Source organism: Streptomyces wedmorensis, from assembly GCF_000716445.1.
Classification (GTDB): Bacteria; Actinomycetota; Actinomycetes; order Streptomycetales; family Streptomycetaceae; genus Streptomyces; species Streptomyces wedmorensis.
Window position 1 is genome coordinate 1 of sequence record NZ_JNWK01000087.1, and the last position, 21,513, is coordinate 21,513.

20 protein-coding genes and 1 riboswitch are annotated in these 21,513 nt (G+C 73.6%); of the genes, 9 read left to right on the top strand and 11 right to left on the bottom strand.

Annotation, left to right across the window (positions count from 1 at the left end; genetic code table 11):
- Positions 1-219: 219 nt before the first annotated feature.
- Together OO54_RS38490 and OO54_RS38495 are read left to right on the top strand one after the other, a co-directional pair.
- Entirely contained in the window at positions 220-1,188 is a 969-nt protein-coding gene (locus OO54_RS38490) for a daunorubicin resistance protein DrrA family ABC transporter ATP-binding protein (RefSeq protein WP_033211826.1), read from the top strand.
- A complete protein-coding gene (locus tag OO54_RS38495) occupies positions 1,185-2,051 on the top strand; it encodes an ABC transporter permease (RefSeq protein ID WP_033211828.1) in 867 nt (288 codons plus the stop codon). The genes OO54_RS38490 and OO54_RS38495 overlap by 4 nt, the downstream gene beginning before the upstream one ends.
- A 19-nt stretch (positions 2,052-2,070) precedes the next feature.
- On the opposite strand, the gene OO54_RS38500 is transcribed toward OO54_RS38495, so the two are convergent.
- From OO54_RS38500 to OO54_RS38515, 4 genes are all read right to left on the bottom strand, one after another.
- A complete protein-coding gene (locus tag OO54_RS38500; protein ID WP_033211831.1) occupies positions 2,071-2,442 on the bottom strand; it encodes a VOC family protein in 372 nt (123 codons plus the stop codon).
- The gene (locus OO54_RS38505) at positions 2,421-2,966 is read right to left on the bottom strand and encodes a hypothetical protein (RefSeq protein WP_033211832.1); all 546 of its coding nucleotides are present in this window, start codon (positions 2,964-2,966) and stop codon (positions 2,421-2,423) included. Before OO54_RS38505 ends, OO54_RS38500 begins: the two co-directional genes overlap by 22 nt.
- A gap of 112 nt (positions 2,967-3,078) precedes the next feature.
- Positions 3,079-3,702 carry an FMN reductase gene (locus OO54_RS38510; RefSeq protein WP_033211835.1) on the bottom strand — a complete coding sequence of 208 codons (624 nt, stop codon included), beginning with the start codon at positions 3,700-3,702 and terminating at the stop codon, positions 3,079-3,081.
- Between the two features lie 4 nt (positions 3,703-3,706).
- Positions 3,707-4,789, bottom strand: coding sequence for an LLM class flavin-dependent oxidoreductase (locus tag OO54_RS38515; protein ID WP_033211837.1), 1,083 nt, complete (start codon positions 4,787-4,789; stop codon positions 3,707-3,709).
- Between the two features lie 111 nt (positions 4,790-4,900).
- Between OO54_RS38515 and OO54_RS46615 the strand changes: the two genes are divergently transcribed.
- From OO54_RS46615 to cobM, 3 genes are read left to right on the top strand one after another with little or no spacing between them, the layout of a single operon-like run.
- Positions 4,901-5,044 carry a DUF6126 family protein gene (locus OO54_RS46615; RefSeq protein ID WP_017240271.1) on the top strand — a complete coding sequence of 48 codons (144 nt, stop codon included), beginning with the start codon at positions 4,901-4,903 and terminating at the stop codon, positions 5,042-5,044.
- Between the two features lie 43 nt (positions 5,045-5,087).
- Complete coding sequence (locus OO54_RS38520) at positions 5,088-6,365, top strand: bifunctional cobalt-precorrin-7 (C(5))-methyltransferase/cobalt-precorrin-6B (C(15))-methyltransferase (protein WP_033211839.1); 1,278 nt, start codon at positions 5,088-5,090, stop codon at positions 6,363-6,365.
- Positions 6,362-7,111, top strand: coding sequence for a precorrin-4 C(11)-methyltransferase (gene cobM, locus OO54_RS38525; protein ID WP_033211841.1), 750 nt, complete (start codon positions 6,362-6,364; stop codon positions 7,109-7,111). Before OO54_RS38520 ends, cobM begins: the two co-directional genes overlap by 4 nt.
- A 112-nt stretch (positions 7,112-7,223) precedes the next feature.
- On the opposite strand, the gene OO54_RS48975 is transcribed toward cobM, so the two are convergent.
- Positions 7,224-7,298 (bottom strand): 50S ribosomal protein bL37, encoded by a 75-nt coding sequence (locus OO54_RS48975; RefSeq protein WP_099895366.1) that lies wholly within the window; start codon positions 7,296-7,298, stop codon positions 7,224-7,226.
- Positions 7,299-7,393: 95 nt separating this feature from the next.
- Here OO54_RS48975 and OO54_RS38530 point away from each other — a divergent pair, with 95 nt between their 5' ends.
- On the top strand, positions 7,394-8,071 hold the full coding sequence (locus OO54_RS38530; protein WP_051787779.1) for a hypothetical protein: 678 nt from the start codon (positions 7,394-7,396) through the stop codon (positions 8,069-8,071).
- 15 nt (positions 8,072-8,086) lie between these two features.
- Here the strand turns inward: OO54_RS38530 and OO54_RS38535 are convergent, their stop codons facing one another.
- Both OO54_RS38535 and OO54_RS38540 read right to left on the bottom strand, forming a co-directional pair.
- Positions 8,087-8,641: a GNAT family N-acetyltransferase gene (locus OO54_RS38535; RefSeq protein ID WP_033211845.1), complete on the bottom strand. Its 555-nt coding sequence runs from the start codon at positions 8,639-8,641 to the stop codon at positions 8,087-8,089.
- A gap of 41 nt (positions 8,642-8,682) precedes the next feature.
- Complete coding sequence (locus OO54_RS38540; RefSeq protein WP_033211857.1) at positions 8,683-9,801, bottom strand: cobalt-precorrin-5B (C(1))-methyltransferase; 1,119 nt, start codon at positions 9,799-9,801, stop codon at positions 8,683-8,685.
- A 12-nt stretch (positions 9,802-9,813) separates the two neighbouring features.
- On the opposite strand from OO54_RS38540, the gene OO54_RS38545 reads away from it, so the two are divergent.
- Positions 9,814-10,545, top strand: coding sequence for a cobalt-precorrin-6A reductase (locus tag OO54_RS38545; RefSeq protein WP_033211848.1), 732 nt, complete (start codon positions 9,814-9,816; stop codon positions 10,543-10,545).
- Here OO54_RS38545 and OO54_RS38550 read toward each other — a convergent pair.
- The gene (locus OO54_RS38550; protein WP_051787782.1) at positions 10,535-12,226 is read right to left on the bottom strand and encodes a fibronectin type III domain-containing protein; all 1,692 of its coding nucleotides are present in this window, start codon (positions 12,224-12,226) and stop codon (positions 10,535-10,537) included. The genes OO54_RS38545 and OO54_RS38550 overlap by 11 nt on opposite strands.
- Before the next feature lie 198 nt (positions 12,227-12,424).
- Here OO54_RS38550 and OO54_RS38555 point away from each other — a divergent pair, with 198 nt between their 5' ends.
- Positions 12,425-13,936 (top strand): serine hydrolase, encoded by a 1,512-nt coding sequence (locus tag OO54_RS38555; protein ID WP_051787784.1) that lies wholly within the window; start codon positions 12,425-12,427, stop codon positions 13,934-13,936.
- Positions 13,937-13,943: 7 nt separating this feature from the next.
- Here the strand turns inward: OO54_RS38555 and OO54_RS38560 are convergent, their stop codons facing one another.
- From OO54_RS38560 to OO54_RS38570, 3 genes are read right to left on the bottom strand one after another with little or no spacing between them, the layout of a single operon-like run.
- Positions 13,944-15,443 carry a precorrin-2 C(20)-methyltransferase gene (locus tag OO54_RS38560; protein ID WP_017240263.1) on the bottom strand — a complete coding sequence of 500 codons (1,500 nt, stop codon included), beginning with the start codon at positions 15,441-15,443 and terminating at the stop codon, positions 13,944-13,946.
- Positions 15,440-16,093 carry a precorrin-8X methylmutase gene (locus tag OO54_RS38565; protein ID WP_234439252.1) on the bottom strand — a complete coding sequence of 218 codons (654 nt, stop codon included), beginning with the start codon at positions 16,091-16,093 and terminating at the stop codon, positions 15,440-15,442. Before OO54_RS38565 ends, OO54_RS38560 begins: the two co-directional genes overlap by 4 nt.
- The gene (locus OO54_RS38570) at positions 16,090-17,370 is read right to left on the bottom strand and encodes a cobalamin biosynthesis protein CobG (RefSeq protein WP_033211852.1); all 1,281 of its coding nucleotides are present in this window, start codon (positions 17,368-17,370) and stop codon (positions 16,090-16,092) included. Before OO54_RS38570 ends, OO54_RS38565 begins: the two co-directional genes overlap by 4 nt.
- A 75-nt stretch (positions 17,371-17,445) precedes the next feature.
- Positions 17,446-17,582: riboswitch (cobalamin riboswitch) on the top strand.
- Positions 17,583-17,621: 39 nt separating this feature from the next.
- Here OO54_RS38570 and cobN point away from each other — a divergent pair.
- The gene (gene cobN / locus OO54_RS38575) at positions 17,622-21,239 is read left to right on the top strand and encodes a cobaltochelatase subunit CobN (protein ID WP_033211855.1); all 3,618 of its coding nucleotides are present in this window, start codon (positions 17,622-17,624) and stop codon (positions 21,237-21,239) included.
- Positions 21,240-21,513 lie beyond the last annotated feature (274 nt).

The window sequence follows — 21,513 nt, forward strand, 5'->3', positions numbered from 1 at the left end:
CCCCCCCCCCCCCCCCCCCCCCCGGGGCCGCCCCCCCCCGGCCCCCCCCCCCCCGCCGCGCTCGCCCTGCCCCGCCGCCCCGTCCTGCCCCCGCCTGCCGGCCAGACCCTGCCCTGCCCGCCCCGCCCCGCCGCCCCGTCCTGCCCCCGCCGCGGCCGGCCTGGCGGGACCGGGCGGGTCGACGGAGACTGGGAAGAGCGGCCTGAGGGAGGAGACGGGATGACCGACCTCGCCATCGAGACCGAGGGCCTGGTCAAGGTCTTCGGCACGAACCGCGCCGTCGACGGCGTCGACCTGCGGGTCCCCGCCGGAACCGTCTACGGGGTCCTCGGACCCAACGGTGCCGGCAAGACCACCGCGGTGAAGATGCTCGCGACCCTGCTCCGCCCCGACGAGGGACGGGCCCGGGTCTTCGGCAAGGACGTCGTCGAGGACGCCGACACCGTGCGCGGCCGGGTCAGCCTCACCGGGCAGTACGCCTCCGTCGACGAGGACCTGACCGGCACCGAGAACCTCGTCCTGCTCGGCCGGCTCCTCGGCCACACCCGCCCCGCCGCCCGCGAGCGCTCCGCGCAGCTGCTCACCGCCTTCGGCCTGGAGGAGGCCGCCGACCGGCAGGTCAAGAACTACTCGGGCGGCATGCGGCGGCGCATCGACATCGCCGCGTCCATCCTCAACACCCCCGACCTGCTCTTCCTCGACGAGCCGACGACCGGACTCGACCCGCGCAGCCGCAACCAGGTCTGGGACATCGTCCGCGCGGTGGTCGCCCAGGGCACCACCGTCCTGCTCACCACCCAGTACCTGGACGAGGCGGACCGGCTGGCCTCCCGCATCGCCGTCATCGACCACGGGAAGGTGATCGCGGAGGGCACCAAGGGCGAGCTGAAGGCATCCGTCGGCTCCGGATCGGTGCACGTGCGGCTCCGGGACCCCGGGCAGCGGCCGGCGGCCGAGCGGGTCCTCGGGGAGGCCCTGAGGGCCGGCGTCCAGCTCGACCCCGACCCGGTCGCGCTCACCGCCACCATCGACGGCCACGGCACGGACCTCGGGGCCGCGGAGCAGGCCGCGCGGGCGCTCGCGGAGCTGGCGCGGGCCGGGATCACCGTCGACGACTTCGCGCTCGGACAACCCAGCCTCGACGAGGTGTTCCTGGCGCTGACGGACAGGAAGGGAACGGCGGCATGACCACCGTCACCACCGGCAAGGACAAACGGGCCGCCGACACCGCGGACTTCGTCGCCCCCCGGGCCGACGAGCTCGCGGCGCTGCTCACGGGACGCTCCCGCCCACCGCGCCCGAGCGCCCTCTCCGCCTCGATGACCTTCGGCTGGCGGGCCCTGCTGAAGATCAAGCACGTGCCGGAGCAGCTGTTCGACGTGACGGCGTTCCCGATCATGATGGTGCTGATGTACACGTACCTCTTCGGGGGCGCGCTGGCCGGTTCGGTCTCCTCGTACGTCCAGTTCCTGCTGCCGGGCATCCTCGTGATGAGCGTCGTGATGATCACGATGTACACCGGTGTCTCCGTCAACACCGACATCGAGAAGGGCGTCTTCGACCGCTTCCGCACGCTGCCGATCTGGCGGCCCGCGCCGATGGTCGGCTATCTCCTCGGCGACGTCGTGCGCTATCTGATCGCCTCCGCCGTGATGCTGGCGGTCGGCATGCTCATCGGCTACCGGCCGGACGGCGGGGCCGTCGGCGTCGCGCTCGGGGTCGTGCTGCTGCTGGTGTTCTCGTTCGCGTTCTCGTGGATCTGGACCATGTTCGGGCTGCTGCTGCGCAGCGAGAAGTCCGTCATGGGCGTCTCGATGATGGTGATCTTCCCGCTGACGTTCCTGTCCAACGTCTTCGTCGACCCGAGCACGATGCCGGGCTGGCTCCAGGCGTTCGTGAACAACAGCCCGGTGACCCATCTGGCCACGTCGGTGCGGGAGCTGATGGCGGGCGAGTGGCCGGGCGCCGACATCGCCTGGACGCTGGGCTGGTCGGCGCTGTTCGTGGTCGTCTTCGGCGCGGTGACGATGCGGCTCTACAACCGCAGGTAGGACGTGGGCCGTCCGGGTCTCACCTGCCCCGCGGGGTGGTCTGCTGGACCGCCCAGCGGTTGCCGTCCGGGTCGGCGAAGTAGACGAACGAGCCCCAGGGCTGGTCGTCGATCGGGCTGACGTCGATGCCCCGGGCGCTGAGGTCGCCATGGGCCTCCTCGATGGAGGCGACGACCACCTGCATGTTGTCCAGGGACCCCGGGGCCATCTCCGTGATGCCCTTGCCGAAGGCGATCGAGCAGGCCGAGCCCGGCGGGGTCATCTGCACGAAGCGGACGTCCTCGCTCACCGGGATGTCGTGGTCGGTGTGGAACCCGACCCGCTCGTAGAACTCCTTGGCCCGGTCGATGTCGGTGACGGGCACGCCGATCAGCTCCAGTTTGATGTCCATGAGGGCATCATGCGTCCGGCGGCGGACCGGCGCCTGCGGTGGTACGCGACGGCCACGGCGGCCAGCAGCACGGGCCAGGCCAGGAGCGGCGCGTAGCAGGTGATCAGCAGGGCGTCCTGGGCCGGTGTGGCCGGGATGCCCGGGCCGAGGTCCGCGTAGGAGGCGTACGCGCCCCAGCCGGCGAGCGCGCACAGCCCCGCGACGCCGGCGAAGGCCGCCGCCGTCGCGGCGGTCGCGTTCACCCGGCGTCCGCCGAGGAGCGGCATCCACCGGGGGAAGACCTCGCCCCAGGAGCGGACGAGCCCCAGGGTGAGGAAGGCGAGGAGCTCGGACACGACGCTGAGCGAGACCACGTACAGGGACTCCCCCGGGCCCATCGTGCCGAGCTCCGCGTCCTGCGTCACGGGCAGTCCGGCGACCAGCGCCAGGCGCCACAGCCCGGACGGCAGGGTGATCAGGGGGACGGCGTGCGCGGCGAGTACGGCCCAGCGGGGGACGTCGGGAAGTGCCTTCGGCTTCGTCATGCGTCCAGCGTCCCGCCGCCCCGCGGCCCGGGCGTCGGTCGCGGGGCCGTTCCTCCTCCGCCGCGAGGGGGAGGAGGGGTCCTTCCGGCGGCTGTCCGGCCGCCGGGCCGGATCAGTCCAGTCGCAGATCCGCCAGCCGGCGTTCGAAGGGGACCACCTCGTCCTCGTCGATCGTCCGGGACGGCCGCGCCGCGACCGCCTCGGCCAGTTCGCGGCCCGCCCGGGTGATCCGGGACGGCAGCCCGTCCGTGTACTCGTCGCCGCCCGAGCCCCAGTCCTCCGACGCCGCGTACACGGCGGTCGGGACGGTCAGGGCGCGCAGGTAGGCGAAGAGCGGCCGCAGGGCGTGGTCCAGGACCAGCGAGTGGCGGGCCGTGCCGCCGGTCGCCCCGATGAGGACGGGGGTGCCGGTCAGCGCCGCCGGGTCGATCAGGTCGAAGAAGGACTTGAACAGACCGCTGTACGAGGCCGTGAAGACCGGGGTCACCGCGATGACGCCGTCCGCGCCGGTCACCGTGTCGATCGCCTCCCGGAGCTTCTCCGAGGGGAAGCCGGTGACGAGGTTCTTCGCGATGTCGACGGCGAGGTCGCGCAGTTCGACCACCTGGACGTCGACGGCGTACTCCTGCTCGGCGAGCCGGTAGCGGGCGGCCTGGAGCAGCCGGTCGGCGAGCAGCCGGGTGGAGGAGGGCGCGCTGAGTCCGGCGGACACGGCGACCAGCTTCAACGTCTGCATGGGGTCAGACCTCCTCGGTGGTGCGGGTGACGGCGGGGTGGAGCGGGGCGGTCTCCGGGACTCCGGCCGGGCGCAGGTTCGCGAACTCCTTGCGCAGCACGGGAACGACCTCCTCGCCGAGGATGTCGAGCTGCTCCAGGACCGTCTTGAGGGGCAGTCCGGCGTGGTCGACGAGGAACAGCTGGCGCTGGTAGTCGCCCACGTAGTCGCGGAAGGACAGGGTGCGCTCGATGACCTCCTGCGGCGAGCCGACGGTCAGCGGGGTCTCGCGGCTGAACTCCTCCAGGGAGGGGCCGTGGCCGTAGACCGGCGCGTTGTCGAAGTACGGGCGGAACTCCCGTACCGCGTCCTGCGAGTTCTTCCGCATGAAGACCTGGCCGCCGAGGCCGACGATGGCCTGCTCGGCGGTGCCGTGGCCGTAGTGCGCGTACCGCTGCCGGTAGAGGCGGACCATCTTCTCGGTGTGCTGCTTGGGCCAGAAGATGTGGTTCGCGAAGAACCCGTCGCCGTAGTACGCGGCCTGCTCGGCTATCTCGGGGGAGCGGATGGAGCCGTGCCAGACGAACGGCGGGACGCCGTCGAGCGGGCGCGGGGTGGACGTGAATCCCTGGAGGGCGCTGCGGAACTTGCCCTCCCAGTCGACCACGTCCTCCCTCCACAGCTTGTGGAGGAGCGCGTAGTTCTCGATGGCGAGCGGGATGCCCTGGCGGATGTCCTGGCCGAACCACGGATAGACCGGGCCGGTGTTGCCGCGGCCCATCATCAGGTCCACGCGGCCGTCGGCGAGGTGCTGGAGGGTCGCGTAGTCCTCGGCGATCTTCACCGGGTCGTTGGTGGTGATCAGGGTCGTGGAGGTGGACAGGACCAGGTTCTCGGTCCGGGCGGCGATGTGTCCGAGCAGGGTGGTGGGGGAGGACGGGACGAACGGCGGGTTGTGGTGCTCGCCGGTCGCGAAGACGTCGAGCCCGACCTCCTCCGCCTTGAGCGCAATCGCGAGGGTGTTCTTGATGCGCTCGTGCTCGGTGGGGGTGCGGCCGGTGGTGGGGTCGGTCGTCACGTCGCCGACGGTGAAGATCCCGAACTGCATCGTGCTCACCTCTCGCGGTGCGGTGCCTCGCGGCTTGTTGGTTGAATCTTAAACTGTCACGTCCAACGGCGCGACCCCCCTCCCTATTCCGGCGCCCGTACCCTGGATCCCATGGCCGCGGACAAGACCTACGACAACGAACGCTGGAAGGAGCGGGGCGTCATGCTCCGCGTCTTCGTCTACGTTTTCGCCACCCACGCCTTCGCCGGCTTCGTCTGGCTCCTCTTCTACGTGGGGCAGAACGCCCAGAAGTGACCGTGCGGTAAGCCCCGCCGCCACCTCACGTAAAGTCCCCGACGTGAACGCTGCGATATCGGTGGTGTCGGTCGTCGGGATCGGCGCGGACGGCTGGGACGGGCTCCCCGAGAGCTCCCGCCGGCTCCTGCGCGACGCCGAGGTCCTCATCGGAGGCCCCCGCCAGCTCGACCTGCTGGACCCCGCCGACTGCGGAGGCGAGCGGATCGCCTGGCCCTCCCCGCTCCGCCCCGCCGTCCCCGGACTGCTCGCCGCCCACGAGGGCCGCGCGATCGTCGTCCTCGCCAGCGGCGACCCGTCGTTCCACGGCATCGCCCGCACCCTCGCGGAGACCGCCGGGGCCGACCGCCTGCGGGTCCACCCCCACCCGTCGTCCGTCTCGTACGCCTGCGCCCGCCTCGGCTGGGCCCTGGAGGCCGTCGAGACCGTGTCGCTGGTGGCCAGGCCGCTCGGGGCGCTCGCCGCCGCCCTCCACCCCGGCCGCCGGGTCCTCGTCCTCGGCGAAGGCCCCGGGACACCCGCCGACGTCGCCGCGTACCTCCGCGCGACCGGCTGGGGCGGCACCCGGATCCGGGTCCTCGAACAGCTCGGCGGGCCCCGCGAGCGGGTCCTCGACGCCACCGCCGACGACTGGCCGCACGAGCGGACCGACGCCCTCCACGTGCTCGCCCTGGACTGCGTACGCGACCCGGGCACGCTGCGGCTCGGCGCGACGCCCGGCCTCCCCGACGAGGCGTACGAACACGACGGACAGCTCACCAAGCGGTACGTGCGGGCCGCCACGCTCGCCGCCCTCGCACCCGCACCCGGCGAACTCCTCTGGGACATCGGCGGCGGATCGGGTTCGATCGGCATCGAATGGATGCGGACCCACCGCTCCTGCCGGGCGGTCGCCGTCGAGAAGTCCCCGGAGCGCGCCGCGCGCATCACCCGCAACGCCGACGCGCTCGGCGTCCCCGCCCTGCGGGTCGTCACGGGCCCCGCCCCCGCCGCCCTCGCCGGGCTGCCCACCCCCGACGCCGTCTTCATCGGCGGCGGCCTGACCGCACCCGGCCTCCTCGACGCCTGCTGGGACGCGCTCCCGGCCGGCGGCCGGCTCGTCGCCAACACCGTGACCCTCGAATCCGAGGCGCTGCTCGCCGACCGCTACCGCCGCCACGGCGGCGAACTGATCCGGCTCGCCGTCTCCGCCGCCGTCCCCGTCGGCGGCTTCACCGGCTGGCGCCAGGCGATGCCCGTCACACAGTGGTCCGTGACCAAGGGCTCCGTGACCGAAGCCTCCGTGACCAGGGGTTCCGTAACCAAGGAAGAGGAAGCATGACCGTCTACTTCATCGGAGCGGGCCCCGGCGCGGCCGATCTCATCACCGTGCGCGGCGCGCGGACCCTGGCGAAGTGCGGCGTCTGCCTCTACGCCGGCTCGCTCGTCCCCACCGAACTGCTCGCCGAGTGCCCGCCGGACGCCACCCTGATCGACACGGCCCAGCTCGACCTGGACCGGATCGTCGCCGAGATCGCCCGCGCCCACGAGGCCGGCCAGGACGTGGCCCGGCTGCACTCCGGTGACCCGTCCGTGTTCAGCGCGGTCGCCGAGCAGATGCGCCGCCTCGACGCCCTCGACATCCCGTACGAGGTCGTGCCGGGCGTCCCGGCGTTCGCGGCCGCCGCCGCCGCGCTCAAGCGGGAACTGACCGTGCCGACCGTCGGCCAGACCGTCATCCTCACCCGCATCTCCCAGCAGGCCACCCCGATGCCCGAGGGCGAGGACCTCGCCACCCTCGGCCGCAGCGGCGCCCTGCTCGTCCTCCACCTCGGCGCCCGCTACGTCGACCGCATCGTCTCCGAGCTGGTCCCCCACTACGGCGTCGACTGCCCCGCCGCCGTCGTCGCCATGGCCAGCCGCCCCGACGAGCTCGTCCTGCGCGGCACCCTGGAGGACATCGCCGACCAGGTGAAGGCCTCCGGCATCACCAAGACGGCCGTCATCATCGTCGGCCGCACCCTCGCCGCCTCCGAGTTCCGCGACAGCCACCTGTACGACCCGGCCCGCGACCGCCACACCTGCTGACGGACCCGGCGGCACCGCCACGGCCCCCGGCACGACGACGGCAGGCACGACGGTCCCGCACACGACGACGGCCGGACCCCCACACGGGTCCGGCCTCCGTCATCGCCACGGCTCAGGCGTTGGGCCGCTTGCCGTGGTTCGCCTTCTTCTTCTTGCGCGCACGCTTCTTGTTGCCGCGCTTCGCCATGGGGATTCCTCCCTTTCCGTGGGGGTTCCTGCGCTGTCGAGCCTAGGTTCGGTCCCGGGCGTCCGCATGTCGGTGCCACGGGCTTGAATGGACCCGTGACCGTCTACGACACCGCCCGGGCGCTGCCGGGCATCGAGGAACTGCGCGACCACAGCCGAGGGCTCGCGATGCTGGAGGCCGTGCTCTGCCCGGAGTGGGAGAGCCGCTACTACTCCTTCGACGCGCACTGGTCGGAGACCGAGCAGCTGGCGTCCATGAAGGACGGATCGGGCGACGAGTACACGATCGTCCTCTCGCCCGCCGGGGCGTTCGCCCGCGTCTTCGCCCACGAGTCGCCGCTGAGCCCGTTCGGGGAGCTCGCCGACGGACTGACCTGGCCCGGCGTGGTCGACGGGGTCCCGGAGGCCTTCCGCGAGTACCTGACGGAGCCCGCGTTCACCGACGAGGACGGGGTCCACGTGACCACCGCCTGCCTGTGGCGCGAGACCGGGGACACCGCCTGGCGCACCGGCCCGGTCGAGTTCCCCGACCTGGACGGCCACGAGGACCCGGACGGCTCCGAGGGCCTCCTCCACCTGCTCGTGGACCGCTCGGCCGAGGCCTACGCCACCTGGGCGTCCGACTACTACGAGACCCGGGTCGACCCGGAGGCCGTCCGCCACGTCCTGGCGCTGCGTCCGCTGACGGCCGAGGTCGTGGCGGCCCTCAACCCGGACGCCGACCTCGCCGCCCTCGCGGACGACATCGCGGAGATCGACTACCCGGTCGCGTAGGCCGCCCGGGCGCGCTCACGCCGGAGTGGTCCCCCACTCCGGCGCCAGCACCGACATCACCGTCGCGTCCACCCGCTCGCCCTCCCACAGCAGCGCCCCGCGCAGGACGCCCTCCGCCGTGAACCCGGCCTTCTCGTACACCCGGCGGGCGCGCGGGTTGAACGCGTACACCTCCAGGGAGATCCGGTACAGGCCGAGGGACTCGAAGCCGTACCCGACGATCAGCCGGGTCGCCTCCGTCCCGAGGCCCCGCCCCGTCGCCCCCGGCACGAACACGATCCGGAACGAACAGCTCTCGTTGTCGGCGTCCCACTCGTTGAGGACCGCCTCCCCGACGACCCTCCCCGTCGCCCGCTCGACGACGGCCAGGTCGAGCCGGTCGTCCTGGTCGGACCGCGAGCCGTACCACTTCCGCAGCGTCGGCTCGTCGAAACTCGCGTGCCCGCCGGTCAGCCGGCTCACCTCCGCGTCCTCGAACAGCGGCAGCAGTGCGGGCACGTCCTCCTCGGTGAGGGGACGGAGGACGACGAGGTCGCCGGTCAGCGTGGGCTTGTACGAGAAGTCGGTCATCCCCGGATTCTCGGCGGTCGCCGCGCCCGCTGTCGTCCGGATTACGGCCCCGCCACCGACGAGCGTCCGACGACCGTTCCCGCGCGGTCGATGCAGATCACGTCGACGGCGACCGGGGCGCCCCGCAGGACCGCGAGGGCCTCGTCGCGGGCGCGGGCGGCGACGAGGTCGCCGAGGGGGACGGCGGCGGCCTCGCAGAGGCGGAGGGCGGCGAGGCCGGTGTTGGCGGCGGCGATCTCGGCGGCGAGCGCCTCGGACGCGCCACCGGTGCGGGCGAGGTCGGCGAGGAAGGCCTTGTCGACCTGGGAGCGGGCCGAGTGCAGGTCGAGGTGCCCGGCGGCCAGCTTGGAGAGCTTGGCGAAACCGCCGCAGAGGGTGAGCCGGTCGACCGGGTGACGGCGGATGTACTTGAGGACGGCGCCCGCGAAGTCGCCCATGTCGAGGAGGGCGATCTCCGGCAGGTCGTAGAGCGTTGTCACGGTGCGCTCGGAGGTGGAGCCGGTGCAGCCGGCGACGTGCGTCAGGCCGCCCGCGCGGGCCACGTCCACGCCCCGGCGGATGGAGTCGATCCAGGCCGAGCAGGAGTACGGGACGACGACGCCGGTCGTGCCGAGGATCGACAGGCCGCCGAGGATGCCGATCCGGGGGTTCCAGGTCGAGCGGGCGATCTCGGCGCCGTTGTCGACGGACACGGTGATCTCCACGTCTCCGGCGCCGCCGTGCCGGGCCGCGACCTCGGCGACGTGCTCGCGCATCAGCTGCCGGGGCACGGGGTTGATCGCGGGCTCCCCGACCTCCAGGGGCAGGCCCGGCAGGGTGACGGTGCCGACGCCCTCTCCGGCCCGGAAGACGACTCCGGAGCCCGGCGGCAGCAGCCGTACCGTCGAGCGGATCACGGCCCCGTGGGTGACGTCCGGGTCGTCGCCGGCGTCCTTCACGACGGCGGCCATGGCGGAACCGGCCGCCAGGGACTCGGCGGTCAGCGCGAACGCCGGCGTCTGCCCCTTCGGCAGCGTGATCGTCACCGGGTCGGGGAAGTCGCCGGTCAGCAGGGCCGTGTACGCGGCGGTCGTCGCAGCCGTCGCACAGGCACCGGTCGTCCAGCCCGGGCGGAGACCGGTGTGCTTGAGTTGGGCCTCACGCCCGCCGCCTGAAGTCACGAAGAGGCTCCTGTGCACGTACTCATTCTCGGGGGCACCACCGAGGCCCGCGCGCTCGCCGGACTGCTGCACGGCTCCGCCGGCCTCCGCGTCACCAGCTCCCTCGCGGGACGGGTGGCGAGCCCCCGGCTGCCGGTCGGCGAGGTCCGCATCGGCGGCTTCGGCGGCGTCGACGGGCTCGTCGACTGGATACGGGCGCACGCCGTGGACGCGGTCATCGACGCCACCCATCCCTTCGCCGAGCACATCAGCTTCAACGCGGCCGCGGCGGCCGCCACCGCCCATGTTCCCCTGCTCGCCCTCCGCCGCCCCGGCTGGGTCCCCGAGGACGGCGACGACTGGCGTTCCGTGGCGTCCCTGGAGCAGGCGGCCGACGCCCTCGACGGCCTCGGCGACCGCGTCTTCCTCACCACCGGCCGCCTCGGCCTCGCCTCCTTCGCGGCCTGCCCCCAGTGGTTCCTCGTCCGCTCGGTCGACGCCCCGGACACACCGATGCCGGCCCGCACGGAGATCCTCCTCGACCGGGGTCCGTTCACCCTCGACGACGAGCGGAAGATCCTCGCCCACCACCGCATCGACGTCCTCGTCACGAAGGACAGCGGCGGTGCCGCGACCGCACCCAAACTGACGGCCGCCCGAGAGGCGGGCGTCCCGGTCGTGGTGGTCCGCCGCCCCCCGGTGCCGGACGGCGTCCCGGTGGCGGCGACCCCGGAGGAGGCCGCCGCCTGGGTCGCTACTCGGTGACGGGCGTGCCGAGTTCGGTGACCTCGACCCAGTTCAGGCCCGGGTCGTCGACGCGGAGCGTGTTCTCCCAGTCGTCGACGGCGATCACGCCGTACATGACGGTCTCGCCGTCCGCGGGACTGGGGTGGAGGAACGAGGTGGCGCTCTCGGCGAGGTACTCGACGCGGTGGGCGAGCCAGACGTAGCCGCCGTCGCCGTCGTCGTACCGCTCGGCCTTGAAGACCTCGTACCGCTTGAGGTCGGGCTCCGTGCTCGCGTCCCACTCGATCAGCACGCCGTCCTCGCGCGGCGTCGCCTTGACGCCCGTGACGGGCGCCGGGGCGACCAGGTCGCCCTCGGTGGTGATCGAGGCCTCGGCGGAGAGCGGCGACTCGTTGCCGGCCGCGTCCACCGCCGACACGGTGTACCGGTACGTCGTGCCGTGCCAGACGGCCTGCATGTCCTTGAACGCGGTGAAGGAGGACGTGCCGAGGAGGCTGCCGTTGCGGTAGACGCGGTAGGAGACCACGTCGGTGTCCGCCGGAGCGGTCCAGCGCAGCATGTGCTGCCGTACGGCGTCCGAGGCGTCCGCCACCGTCAGGCCCGTCGGCGCCCCGGGCGCGTAGTCGCCGTGGGAGACGGAGACGGCGGTCCGCGGGGAGACGTTCCCGGCGGCGTCGACCGCGGAGACCCAGTACGTGTAGCCGGCCCGCTCGGCGACGCCGGTGTCCCGCCACGCCGTGCCGGTGACACCGGTCGCGACCTGGGCGACGGGATCGGTGGTGCCGGTGCGCTGACGGTGCACGGCGTACTTCACCGCGCCCGCGACCGGCTGCCACGCCAGGTCGACGCCGGTGGCGGCGTCGGTCGCGGTGACGCCGGCCGGGGCGGCGGTCGGGGTCCGGTCGACCGAGGCGACGGTCAGGTCGGCGCCGCCCCAGGACTCGTTCCCGGCCCGGTCGACGGCGCGGAGTTCGTAGAGGTACGACTGGCCGGTCGGGGGCGGGTAGTTGAGGTAGGAGGTGCCGGTGATGAGGGCGGTGGAGCTGCTGATCCTGGCCCAGGCGGTGGTGGGCAGGCGCCGGTAGAGGCGGTAGCCGGCGAGGTCCATCTCCTTGTTGGGCGCCCACTTCACGGTGGCCTTGTTCAGCGCGGTGTCGTAGGCGACGGACGCGCCGGTCGGCGGGAGGGGGCGGACCTTGTCGACGGTCGCCGAAGTGTTCGGGGCGTAGGTGAACTTGACGTTGGCGGCGCCGGTCCAGGTGGCGTAGTCGACGCGGAGGGTGTGGCGGCCGGCGGGGACGGTGAGGGCGACGGTCTTCTTCTGGGTGGTGGTGACGTTGCGCCAGAGGTCGATCCGGCGGACGCCGTCGAGGTAGACGCGGATGCCGTCCTGGGCTTCGGCGGTGAAGGCGAAGGGGCCGCCGGAGCCGAAGTCGCGGGTGAGGGACCAGCGGACGGAGAAGTTGTCCGTGGGGAGGGTGACTCCGGCGGGGTCGCCCCAGCCGTAGTTCTCGGCGATGGCACTGTCGCAGACGGTCAGTTTCGGGGTGCCGGTGAGGGTGGTGTTGGCGAAGTACTGCGCGGTCCAGACGGGGGAGGCGCAGGTGACGGCCGCGGAGGCCGGGGCGGCGGTGAGCAGACCGCCGGATGCGGCGAGGGCGGCCGTGGTGGCCAGCGCGCTCAGCCGGGTACGAGTCATCACAGAGGGAGGGCCCTTTCCGGACCTACGGGACACAGGTGATGTGGGGGGAGCAGGGCGGTGCGGGTGGGAGCCGGTCCACCGCCGGGAGGGGACTCTACCTGCCGGTTCCTTCCGCGCGACAGGGGATTCCTCCCGGCGTTCAATGGAGGGGTGGGTACCGTCCGGTGGCTGGCCACGGCGGGACTCGTGGCGCTGATGGGCGCCGCGCCGAGTCCCTCGCCGACACCCGCGCCCGAGCCTCCCCCCGCGCAGCCGCCGCCGCTGCTCGACCGGGCGGACGTGGACCGGGCGGTGGGCCGGCTCGACGCGGACGTCGCGGCGATGATGAAACGGACCGGGGTGCCGGGGGTGTCCGTGGCCGTGGTGTACCAGGGCAAGGTGGTGCACCTGGAGGGGTACGGGGTGCGGGAGGTGGGGAAGAGCGCGCGGGTGGACGCGGACACGGTGTTCCAGCTGGCGTCCGTGTCGAAGCCGATCGCGTCGACGATCGTGTCCGGGGCGGTCGGGGTGGAGGGCTGGCAGAAGCCGGTGGCACCGGAGTTGCCGGAGTTCCGGCTGAAGGACCCGTGGGTGACGTCGCACATGACGGTGGCGGACCTGTTCTCGCACCGCAGCGGGCTGCCGGACCACGCGGGGGACCTGCTGGAGGACCTGGGCTACGACCGGGACTACATCCTGGCGCACCTGCGGTACGAGCCGCTGGCGCCGTTCCGGGCGAGTTACGCGTACACGAACTTCGGCCTGACGGGGGCGGCCGAGGCGGTGGCGGTGGAGAAGGGCGTGGCGTGGGAGAAGCTGGCCGAGGACACGCTGTACGGGCCGGCGGGGATGAACGACACCAGTTCCGCCTTCCGGGACTTCGAGGAGAACCCCGACCGGGCCGTGGGGCACGTGAAGGAGCCCGACGGGACGTGGAAGGCGCGGTACGTGCGGGACCCGGACGCCCAGTCGCCGGCGGGTGGTGTCAGTTCGTCGGCGCGGGACATGGCGGTGTGGCTGCGGCTGCAGTTGGCGAACGGGACGCTCGACGGGCGGGAGATCGTCGACGCCGAGGCGCTGGAACTCACCCATCACCCGGAGTCGGTGGCCTCTCCGGCGCGGGCCCCGGCGGGCAGGACCGGGTTCTACGGACTCGGCTGGAACGTGTCGTACGACGACGAGGGAAGGCTGCGGCTCTCGCACACGGGGGCGTTCGCGGAGGGCGCGCACACCAACGTGACGATGCTGCCGGGTGAGGAGCTGGGCATCGTCGTCCTCACGAACGGGGCGCCGGTCGGCGTCGCGGACGCGGTCGCCCTGGACTTCTTCGACACCGCGCAGGAGGGGAAGCCCAGCCGGGACTGGGTGCCGCTCGTCAACGCGCTCTACGAGCAGGAGGCGGACGCCGGCCGGTCGCCGACGGACTACGCGCATCCGCCGGCCGACGCCTCCGCCGCGAAGGCGGCCGACGCGTACGCCGGCACGTACACCAGCGACTACTACGGCCGGATGACGGTGGCCGAGGCCGACGGCGGCCTGGTGCTGCGGCTGGGGCCGGAGCCCCAGACGTACCGGCTGACGCACTACTCCGGCGACACGTTCAGCTTCCCGACGCGCGGGGAGAACGCCGTCGGCCTGACCGGCGTCACGTTCTCCCCGGACGGCAGGACCGTCCGCGTCGAGTACCTGGACCAGGAGGGTCTGGGCACGTTCACCCGTACCCCCTAGGGGGTGGTCACCCGTACCGGCGCGGCGTCCAGGCGATGGTGCGGCCGTCGGCGCGTTCGACCGCGCGGGTCTGCGAGGAGCCGATGAGGAGCAGGGTCCGCATGTCGACCTCGGAGGGCTCCAGGGTCTTCAGGGTGACGACCCGGACGGACTGCTCGGGGCCGCCGACGTCGCGGGCGACGACGACCGGCGTCTCCGGGGAGCGCAGTTCGAGGAGGAGGTCGCGGGCGGCGGCCACCTGGTGGGTGCGCGACTTGGAGCCCGGGTTGTAGAGGGCGACGACCAGGTCGGCGGAGGCGGCGGCGCGCAGCCGGGCCTCGATGACGTCCCAGGGCTTGAGCCGGTCGGAGAGGGAGATCGTGGCGTAGTCGTGGCCGAGCGGGGCGCCCGCGGCGGCGGCGGCCGCGTTGGCGGCGGTCACCCCCGGGAGGACCCGTACGGGCACGTCGGCGTACGCCGGTTCGCAGGCGACCTCCAGGACCGCGGTGGCCATGGCGAAGACGCCGGGGTCGCCGCCGGAGACGACCGCGACCTTGCGGCCGCGCCGGGCCAGGTCGAGGGCGAACTCGGCCCGCTCGGACTCGACCTTGTTGTCGGAGCCGTGGCGGATCTGGCCGGGGCGGAGCACCGGCACCCGGTCGAGGTAGGTGGTGTAGCCGACGAGGACGTCGGCGTTGACGAGCGCGCCGCGCGACTCGGGGGTCAGCCAGGGCGCGCCGGCCGGGCCGGTGCCGACGACGACGACCTCGCCGCGGTCCCGCACGGGGGGCTCCTGGTCGATGCGGGAGGGCAGGACGGCGACCGAGAAGTACGGGACGGTGGCCGGGTCGACCTCCGAGAGGCGCTCCGTCCGCTCGCCCGCCATGAACGCCCGCTCCACGTACCGGGCGTCGTCGAGGCGGCCGGCGCGCTCCAGGGCCCGCTTCACGGTGGGGAAGGTGCGGCCGAGCTTCATCACGACCGCCGAGTCGGTGCCGGCGAGGCGGGCCGTCAGCTCGTCCTCGGGCAGGGTGCCGGGGATGATCGTGAGGACCTCCTCCGCCTCGCACAGCGGCTCGCCGAGCCGGGCCGCGGCGGCGCTGACGGAGGTGACGCCGGGGATGACGGTGGTGTCGTAGCGGTCGGCGAGCCGCTTGTGCATGTGCTGGTACGAGCCGTAGAACAGCGGGTCGCCCTCGGCGAGGACGGCGACCGTGCGGCCGGCGTCGAGGTGGGCGGCGAGGCGGGCCGCGGCCTCCTCGTAGAAGTCGTCGAGTGCGCCCCGGTAGCCGCCGGGGTGGTCCGTGGTCTCCACGGTGAGCGGGTACACGAGCCGCTCCTCGACGTGGTCCTCGCGGATGTGCTCGGCGGCGATGGAGCGGGCGATGGAGCGGCCGTGGCGGGCCGAGTGGTACGCGACGACGTCCGCTTCGGCGATGGCCTTCACCGCGGCCACCGTCATCAGGTTCGGGTCGCCGGGGCCGAGCCCGACGCCGTACAGCTTGCCCTTCGGGTGGGTGCCGCTCATGCCTGGATCTCCGCTTCGTGCGCGATGGCGTTGATCGCGGCGGCCGTCATGGCGCTGCCGCCGCGCCGGCCCCGTACGACGAGGTAGTCGAGGCCGAGGTCGTTCTCGGCGAGCGCGTCCTTGGACTCGGCGGCGCCGATGAAGCCGACCGGTATGCCGAGGACGGCGGCGGGCCTGCCCGCGCCCTTCGCGACCATCTCCAGGAGGTGGAAGAGGGCGGTCGGCGCGTTGCCGATGGCGACGACGGAGCCTTCGAGGCGGTCCCGCCAGAGTTCGAGGGCGGCGGCGGAGCGGGTGGTGCCGAGTTCGGCGGCCAGGGCGGGCACGGCCGGGTCGGACAGCGCGCAGAGCACCTCGTTGTCGGCGGGCAGCCGCTTGCGGGTGACGCCGCTCGCGACCATCTGCGCGTCGCAGAGGATCGGGGCGCCGGCCTGGAGGGCCGCGCGGGCGCGGGAGACGACCTGCGGCGAGTAGGCGATATCGCGTACGAGGTCGGTCATGCCGCAGGCGTGGATCATCCGGACCGCCACCTGGGCGACGTCGGCGGGCAGGCCCGCCAGATCCGCCTCGGCGCGGATCGTGGCAAAGGACCGGCGGTAGATCTCCGCCCCGTCCTTCTCGTAGTCGAACATCGTGTTGCTCTCGCTCATCTCGTCGGATACGTGCGGGCGGTGGCGACCGCTTCGGTCAGGGAGGTACGGGGCGTGGCGCGGCCGTCCACCAGGTAGCCGTCGTCGCCGGTGGCGAGGACCTCGACCCAGTCGCCGTACGGGTGCCCGCAGCGGCGCGCGCACCCGGAGAAGTGCACGGGCAGCGGGCCCGCGGGCGCGGCGAGGGCGTCCGCCCGTACGTCGGCCAGGGACTTGGCGCAGCCGGGCCGCCCGGTGCACGCGGTCACCCCGGCGCCGGGCGCGTCGGAGCGGGTGATGAGCCCGCACGCGTCCAGGGCCCGCAGGCGGTCCGCGGTGGTGGCGTCGGTGTGGGGCGTGGCGGGTTCGGTGGGCGCGGCCGTCGCGACGGCGCCGCGCCAGGGCGTCAGCCGGATCTCGCCGGCGGGCAGCAGGGCCCGCAGCTGGGCGGCGGTCAGCCGGCCGAGGGGTGCGAGGACGTAGACCGCGCCGTCGCGGAGCGCTCCGGGCGCGGGCGGCGGGGACGAGGGCAGCGGCGGTACGGGCACGGGTTCGGCCGCGACGCCCGCGCGGGCCAGGGCGCCGGCCAGGTCCGGGGAGTGCCCGGCGGGCAGTTCGCGGGGGCGCCAGGCTCCGTTGCCGGCCGTGTCGGCGGCGTCGAGGAACGCGAGTGCGGCGGCGAGTGCGGCGCGTACGGCGTCGGCGGCGGCGAGCCGGAAGACCTGCCGCTCGGGGCCGCCGTCGAGCCACAGAGTGACGTACTCGTCCTCGGCTGCGACCAAGGTCACATCCCCGCCGAGTCCGGTGACGTCTCCGCGCCCGTCGTCCAGGACGAACAGGAACCGTCCGGAAAGGGACGCGGCCCGGGGCGCGGCGCACAAGGCGGCGTCGAGCCCCCGCGCCCACAACTGCACGTCCGCGTGGCCGAGTCCGTCGAGGCCCGCGGTCGGCGAGGCCACGATGTTGCGGACGCGTTCGTGAGTGGGGGAGGGCAGCAGGCCCGCGTCGGCGAGCAGCTCCGCGAGCGCGGCCCCGCAGTCGTCCGCGAGGCCCCGGAGCTCCGCGTTGCCGCGCGAGGTGATGCTGATCCGTCCGTCGCCGAGGGTCTCCGCCGCCCGCGCCAGGATCTCGACCTGATGAGACGTCAAGCGCCCTGCGGGCAGGCGGAGTCGGGCCAGCCGGCCGTCGTCGGCCGAGTGCAGGCGCAGCGCCCCGGGGCAGGCGTCGCCACGGTCCCGTATGCGAGGTTCGCCCGGTTCGGCAGCCGGGGGTGGGGTGGGCGGCATGGCGGCGAGCATACCCACGGGCCACCGGCCGACCACCGGGTGTGATCCGGCCGACTCCCCGGCACGCTCCGCCCCGCCGACCTCACGATCTACTATGCACACGGCATGGGGTCGCAGGACCCCGGGGAGGAAGCCCGGTGAGAATCCGGCGCGGTCCCGCCACTGTGAACCCGTACCAGCGATGGCACGGGTGAGTCAGGAACTCCCGCCATCCACACGACCACCCGGGGCGCGGACAACCCCGAGGAAGGCCTGAGCTCGCCATGCTTCTGCTGCTGTCGCACTCCGACACCGACCTGCTCAGCGCCCGTGCGGCGAACGCCGGCTCCGCCGGCGGCCCGGTCGAGTACCGCTTCGCCAACCCCGCCCGCCTCCCCCTCGCCGAACTCCCCGGCCTCCTCGACGACGCCGAACTCGTCGTCGTCCGCCTCCTCGGCGGGCTCCGCTCCTGGGAGGACGGCCTCGACGCGATCCGCGCCACCGGAAAGCCCGTCGTCGTCCTCAGCGGCGAACAGGCCCCCGACGCCCAGCTGATGGAGGCGTCCACCGTCCCCGTCGGCGTCGCCACCGAGGCCCACGCCTACCTGGCGCACGGCGGCCCGGCGAACCTGGAGCAGCTGGCCCGCTTCCTCTCCGACACCGTCCTCCTCACCGGCCACGGCTTCGAGGCCCCCGCCGCCGCCCCCACCTGGGGCCCGCTGGAGCGCACCCCGAAGGCCACGGACGGCCCGACCGTCGCCGTGCTCTACTACCGCGCCCACCACATGAGCGGGAACACCGCCTTCGTCGGCGCCCTCTGCGACGCGATCGAGGACGCCGGCGCCCGCGCGCTGCCGCTGTACGTGGCCTCCCTGCGCGCCCCCGAGGCCGAGCTCGTCGAGACCCTGAAGACCGCCGACGCGATCGTCACGACCGTCCTCGCCGCCGGCGGCACGAAGCCCGCCGAAGCCCAGGCCGGCGGCGACGAGGAAGCCTGGGACGCGGGCGCGCTCGCCGCGCTCGACGTACCGATCCTCCAGGCCCTGTGCCTGACCGGCTCGCGGTCCGCGTGGGAGGAGAACGACGAAGGCCTCTCGCCGCTGGACGCCGCCAGCCAGGTCGCCGTGCCCGAGTTCGACGGCCGGCTCATCACCGTCCCGTTCTCCTTCAAGGAGATCGACGAGGACGGCCTGCCCGCCTACGTCGCCGACGCCGAGCGCGCGGCCCGCGTCGCCGGCATCGCCGTCCGGCACGCCCGGCTCCGCCACATCCCGAACGCCGAGAAGAAGCTGGCGCTCGTCCTCTCCGCGTACCCGACCAAGCACTCCCGCATCGGCAACGCGGTCGGCCTCGACACCCCCGCCTCCGCCGTCGCGCTGCTCCGCCGCCTGATCGCCGAGGGCTACGACTTCGGCCCCGCCGAGGAGCTCCCCGGCCTGGTCTCCGGCGACGGCGACGAGCTGATCTACGCCCTCATCGAGGCCGGCGGCCACGACCAGGACTGGCTCACCGAAGAGCAGCTCGCCCGCAACCCGGTCCGCATCCCGGCCGCCGACTACAAGCGCTGGTACGCGACGCTGCCCGCCGAACTCCGCGAGCAGGTCGAGGAGCACTGGGGCCCGGCGCCCGGCGAGATGTTCCTCGACCGCTCCCGCAACCCGGAAGGCGACATCGTCCTCGCCGCCCTGCGCCGCGGCAACCTGCTGATCCTCATCCAGCCGCCGCGCGGCTTCGGCGAGAACCCGATCGCGATCTACCACGACCCCGATCTCCCGCCGTCCCACCACTACCTGGCCGCCTACCGCTGGATCGCCGCCCGCGCCGATGACGGCGGCTTCGGCGCCGACGCCATGGTCCACCTCGGCAAGCACGGCAACCTGGAATGGCTGCCCGGCAAGAACGCCGGCCTGTCCGCCGCCTGCGGCCCCGACGCGGCCCTCGGCGACATCCCGCTGATCTACCCGTTCCTCGTCAACGACCCCGGCGAGGGCACCCAGGCCAAGCGGCGCGTCCACGCCACGCTCGTCGACCACCTGGTCCCGCCGATGGCCCGCGCCGACTCCTACGGCGACATCGCGCGCCTGGAGCAGCTCCTCGACGAGTACGCGCAGATCTCCTCCATGGACCCGGCGAAGCTGCCCGCCATCCGTGCCCAGATCTGGACCCTGATCCAGGCCGCCAAGCTCGACCACGACCTCGGTATGGAGGAGCGCCCCGAGGACGACGGCTTCGACGACTTCCTGCTCCACGTCGACGGCTGGCTCTGCGAGGTCAAGGACGCCCAGATCCGCGACGGTCTCCACGTCCTCGGCGGCGCCCCCGAAGGCGAGGCCCGCGTCAACCTGGTCCTCTCCATCCTGCGCGCCCGCCAGATCTGGGGCGGCACGCAGGCACTGCCCGGCCTGCGCGAGGCCCTCGGCCTCGACGAGTCCGCCGCCACCCGCACCACCGCCGACGAAGCGGAGGCCAAGGCCCGCGAACTGGTCGAGGCGATGGAGGCCGCGGACTGGTCCGTGGACGCGGTCCCGGCGGTCGCCGCCGCGTACGGCCCCGAGGTGCACGCCGTGCTCCGCTTCGCCTGCGAGCAGGTCGTGCCGCGGCTCGCCGCCACCACCGACGAGCTGACCCACGCCGTGCACGCCCTCGACGGCGGCTTCGTCCCCGCCGGGCCGTCCGGCTCGCCGCTCCGCGGCCTCGTCAACGTCCTGCCGACCGGCCGGAACTTCTACTCGGTCGACCCCAAGGCCGTCCCCTCCCGCCTCGCCTGGGAGACCGGCCAGGCCCTCGCCGACTCCCTCCTGGAGCGCTACCGCACCGACAACGGCGAGTGGCCGACCTCCGTCGGCCTCTCCCTGTGGGGCACGAGCGCGATGCGCACCGCCGGCGACGACGTCGCCGAGGCGCTCGCCCTGCTCGGCGTCCGCCCGCTGTGGGACGAGGCCTCCCGCCGCGTCAACGGCCTGGAGCCCATCCCGCTCGCCGAACTCGGCCGCCCCCGCATCGACGTCACCCTGCGCATCTCCGGCTTCTTCCGCGACGCGTTCCCGCACGTCATCGGCCTCCTCGACGACGCCGTCCGGCTCGTCGCGGGCCTGGCGGACGAGTCCGCCGAGGACAACTACGTCCGTGCCCACGCGCAGGCCGACCTCGCCGAACACGGCGACGAGCGCCGCGCCACCACCCGCATCTTCGGCTCCCGCCCCGGCACGTACGGCGCGGGCATCCTCCAGCTGATCGACTCGCGCGACTGGCGCACCGACGCCGACCTCGCCGAGGTGTACACGGTGTGGGGCGGGTACGCGTACGGCCGCGGGCTCGAAGGGCGCCCCGCCCGTGCCGAGATGGAGACCGCGTACAAGCGGATCGCGGTCGCCGCCAAGAACACGGACACCCGCGAGCACGACATCGCCGACTCCGACGACTACTTCCAGTACCACGGCGGCATGGTCGCCACCGTCCGTGCCCTCAAGGGCACGGCCCCCGAGGCGTACATCGGCGACTCCACCCGCCCCGAGACCGTCCGCACCCGCACCCTCGTCGAGGAGACCTCCCGCGTCTTCCGCGCCCGCGTGGTCAATCCCCGCTGGATCGAGGCCATGCGCCGCCACGGTTACAAGGGCGCCTTCGAACTCGCGGCCACCGTCGACTACCTCTTCGGGTACGACGCCACGACCGGCGTCGTCGCCGACTGGATGTACGACAAGCTCACCCAGGAATACGTCCTCGACCCCGCCAACCAGGCCTTCCTCAAGGAAGCCAACCCCTGGGCCCTCCACGGCATCGCCGAGCGACTCCTCGAAGCCGAGTCCCGCGGCATGTGGGAGAAGCCCGACCCCGACACCCTCGCGGCCCTCCGCCAGGTCTTCCTCGACACCGAAGGCGACCTCGAAGAAAACGCCTGACCCACCCCCGACCCCGCGGGGCCCCCGCCAGTGGGGCCCCTGCCAGTGGGGGCCCCTGCCCGTGCGGGCCCCTGCCCGTGCGGGCCTGCGCCCGTGCGGGCCTGCGCCCCAGGTCCGTGGGGCCCCCGCCAGTGGGGCCCCTGCCCGCCGCCGTGCGGGCCTCCGCCCGCTGCCATGTGGGCTGCCATGCCGCACCTCCGTGTGGGCAATCGTCCCGCTGGGGCGGGACGGGTGGGCACACGGGACGGCGCCCCTTGGCGGCGCCTCCGCCCCC

Excerpts from the sequence above, each read along its gene's own strand:
- OO54_RS38555 (WP_051787784.1), top strand. The coding sequence starts at position 12,425 with ATGGGCGCCGCGCCGAGTCCCTCGCCGACACCCGCGCCCGAGCCTCCC.
- OO54_RS46615 (WP_017240271.1), top strand. The coding sequence starts at position 4,901 with ATGGCCGCGGACAAGACCTACGACAACGAACGCTGGAAGGAGCGGGGC.
- OO54_RS38490 (WP_033211826.1), top strand. The coding sequence starts at position 220 with ATGACCGACCTCGCCATCGAGACCGAGGGCCTGGTCAAGGTCTTCGGC.
- OO54_RS38495 (WP_033211828.1), top strand. The coding sequence starts at position 1,185 with ATGACCACCGTCACCACCGGCAAGGACAAACGGGCCGCCGACACCGCG.
- OO54_RS38505 (WP_033211832.1), bottom strand. The coding sequence starts at position 2,966 with ATGACGAAGCCGAAGGCACTTCCCGACGTCCCCCGCTGGGCCGTACTC.
- OO54_RS38570 (WP_033211852.1), bottom strand. The coding sequence starts at position 17,370 with ATGCTCGCCGCCATGCCGCCCACCCCACCCCCGGCTGCCGAACCGGGC.
- cobN (WP_033211855.1), top strand. The coding sequence starts at position 17,622 with ATGCTTCTGCTGCTGTCGCACTCCGACACCGACCTGCTCAGCGCCCGT.
- OO54_RS38515 (WP_033211837.1), bottom strand. The coding sequence starts at position 4,789 with ATGCAGTTCGGGATCTTCACCGTCGGCGACGTGACGACCGACCCCACC.
- OO54_RS38550 (WP_051787782.1), bottom strand. The coding sequence starts at position 12,226 with ATGACTCGTACCCGGCTGAGCGCGCTGGCCACCACGGCCGCCCTCGCC.
- OO54_RS38560 (WP_017240263.1), bottom strand. The coding sequence starts at position 15,443 with ATGAGCGGCACCCACCCGAAGGGCAAGCTGTACGGCGTCGGGCTCGGC.
- OO54_RS38535 (WP_033211845.1), bottom strand. The coding sequence starts at position 8,641 with ATGACCGACTTCTCGTACAAGCCCACGCTGACCGGCGACCTCGTCGTC.
- OO54_RS38500 (WP_033211831.1), bottom strand. The coding sequence starts at position 2,442 with ATGGACATCAAACTGGAGCTGATCGGCGTGCCCGTCACCGACATCGAC.
- cobM (WP_033211841.1), top strand. The coding sequence starts at position 6,362 with ATGACCGTCTACTTCATCGGAGCGGGCCCCGGCGCGGCCGATCTCATC.
- OO54_RS38510 (WP_033211835.1), bottom strand. The coding sequence starts at position 3,702 with ATGCAGACGTTGAAGCTGGTCGCCGTGTCCGCCGGACTCAGCGCGCCC.
- OO54_RS38565 (WP_234439252.1), bottom strand. The coding sequence starts at position 16,093 with ATGAGCGAGAGCAACACGATGTTCGACTACGAGAAGGACGGGGCGGAG.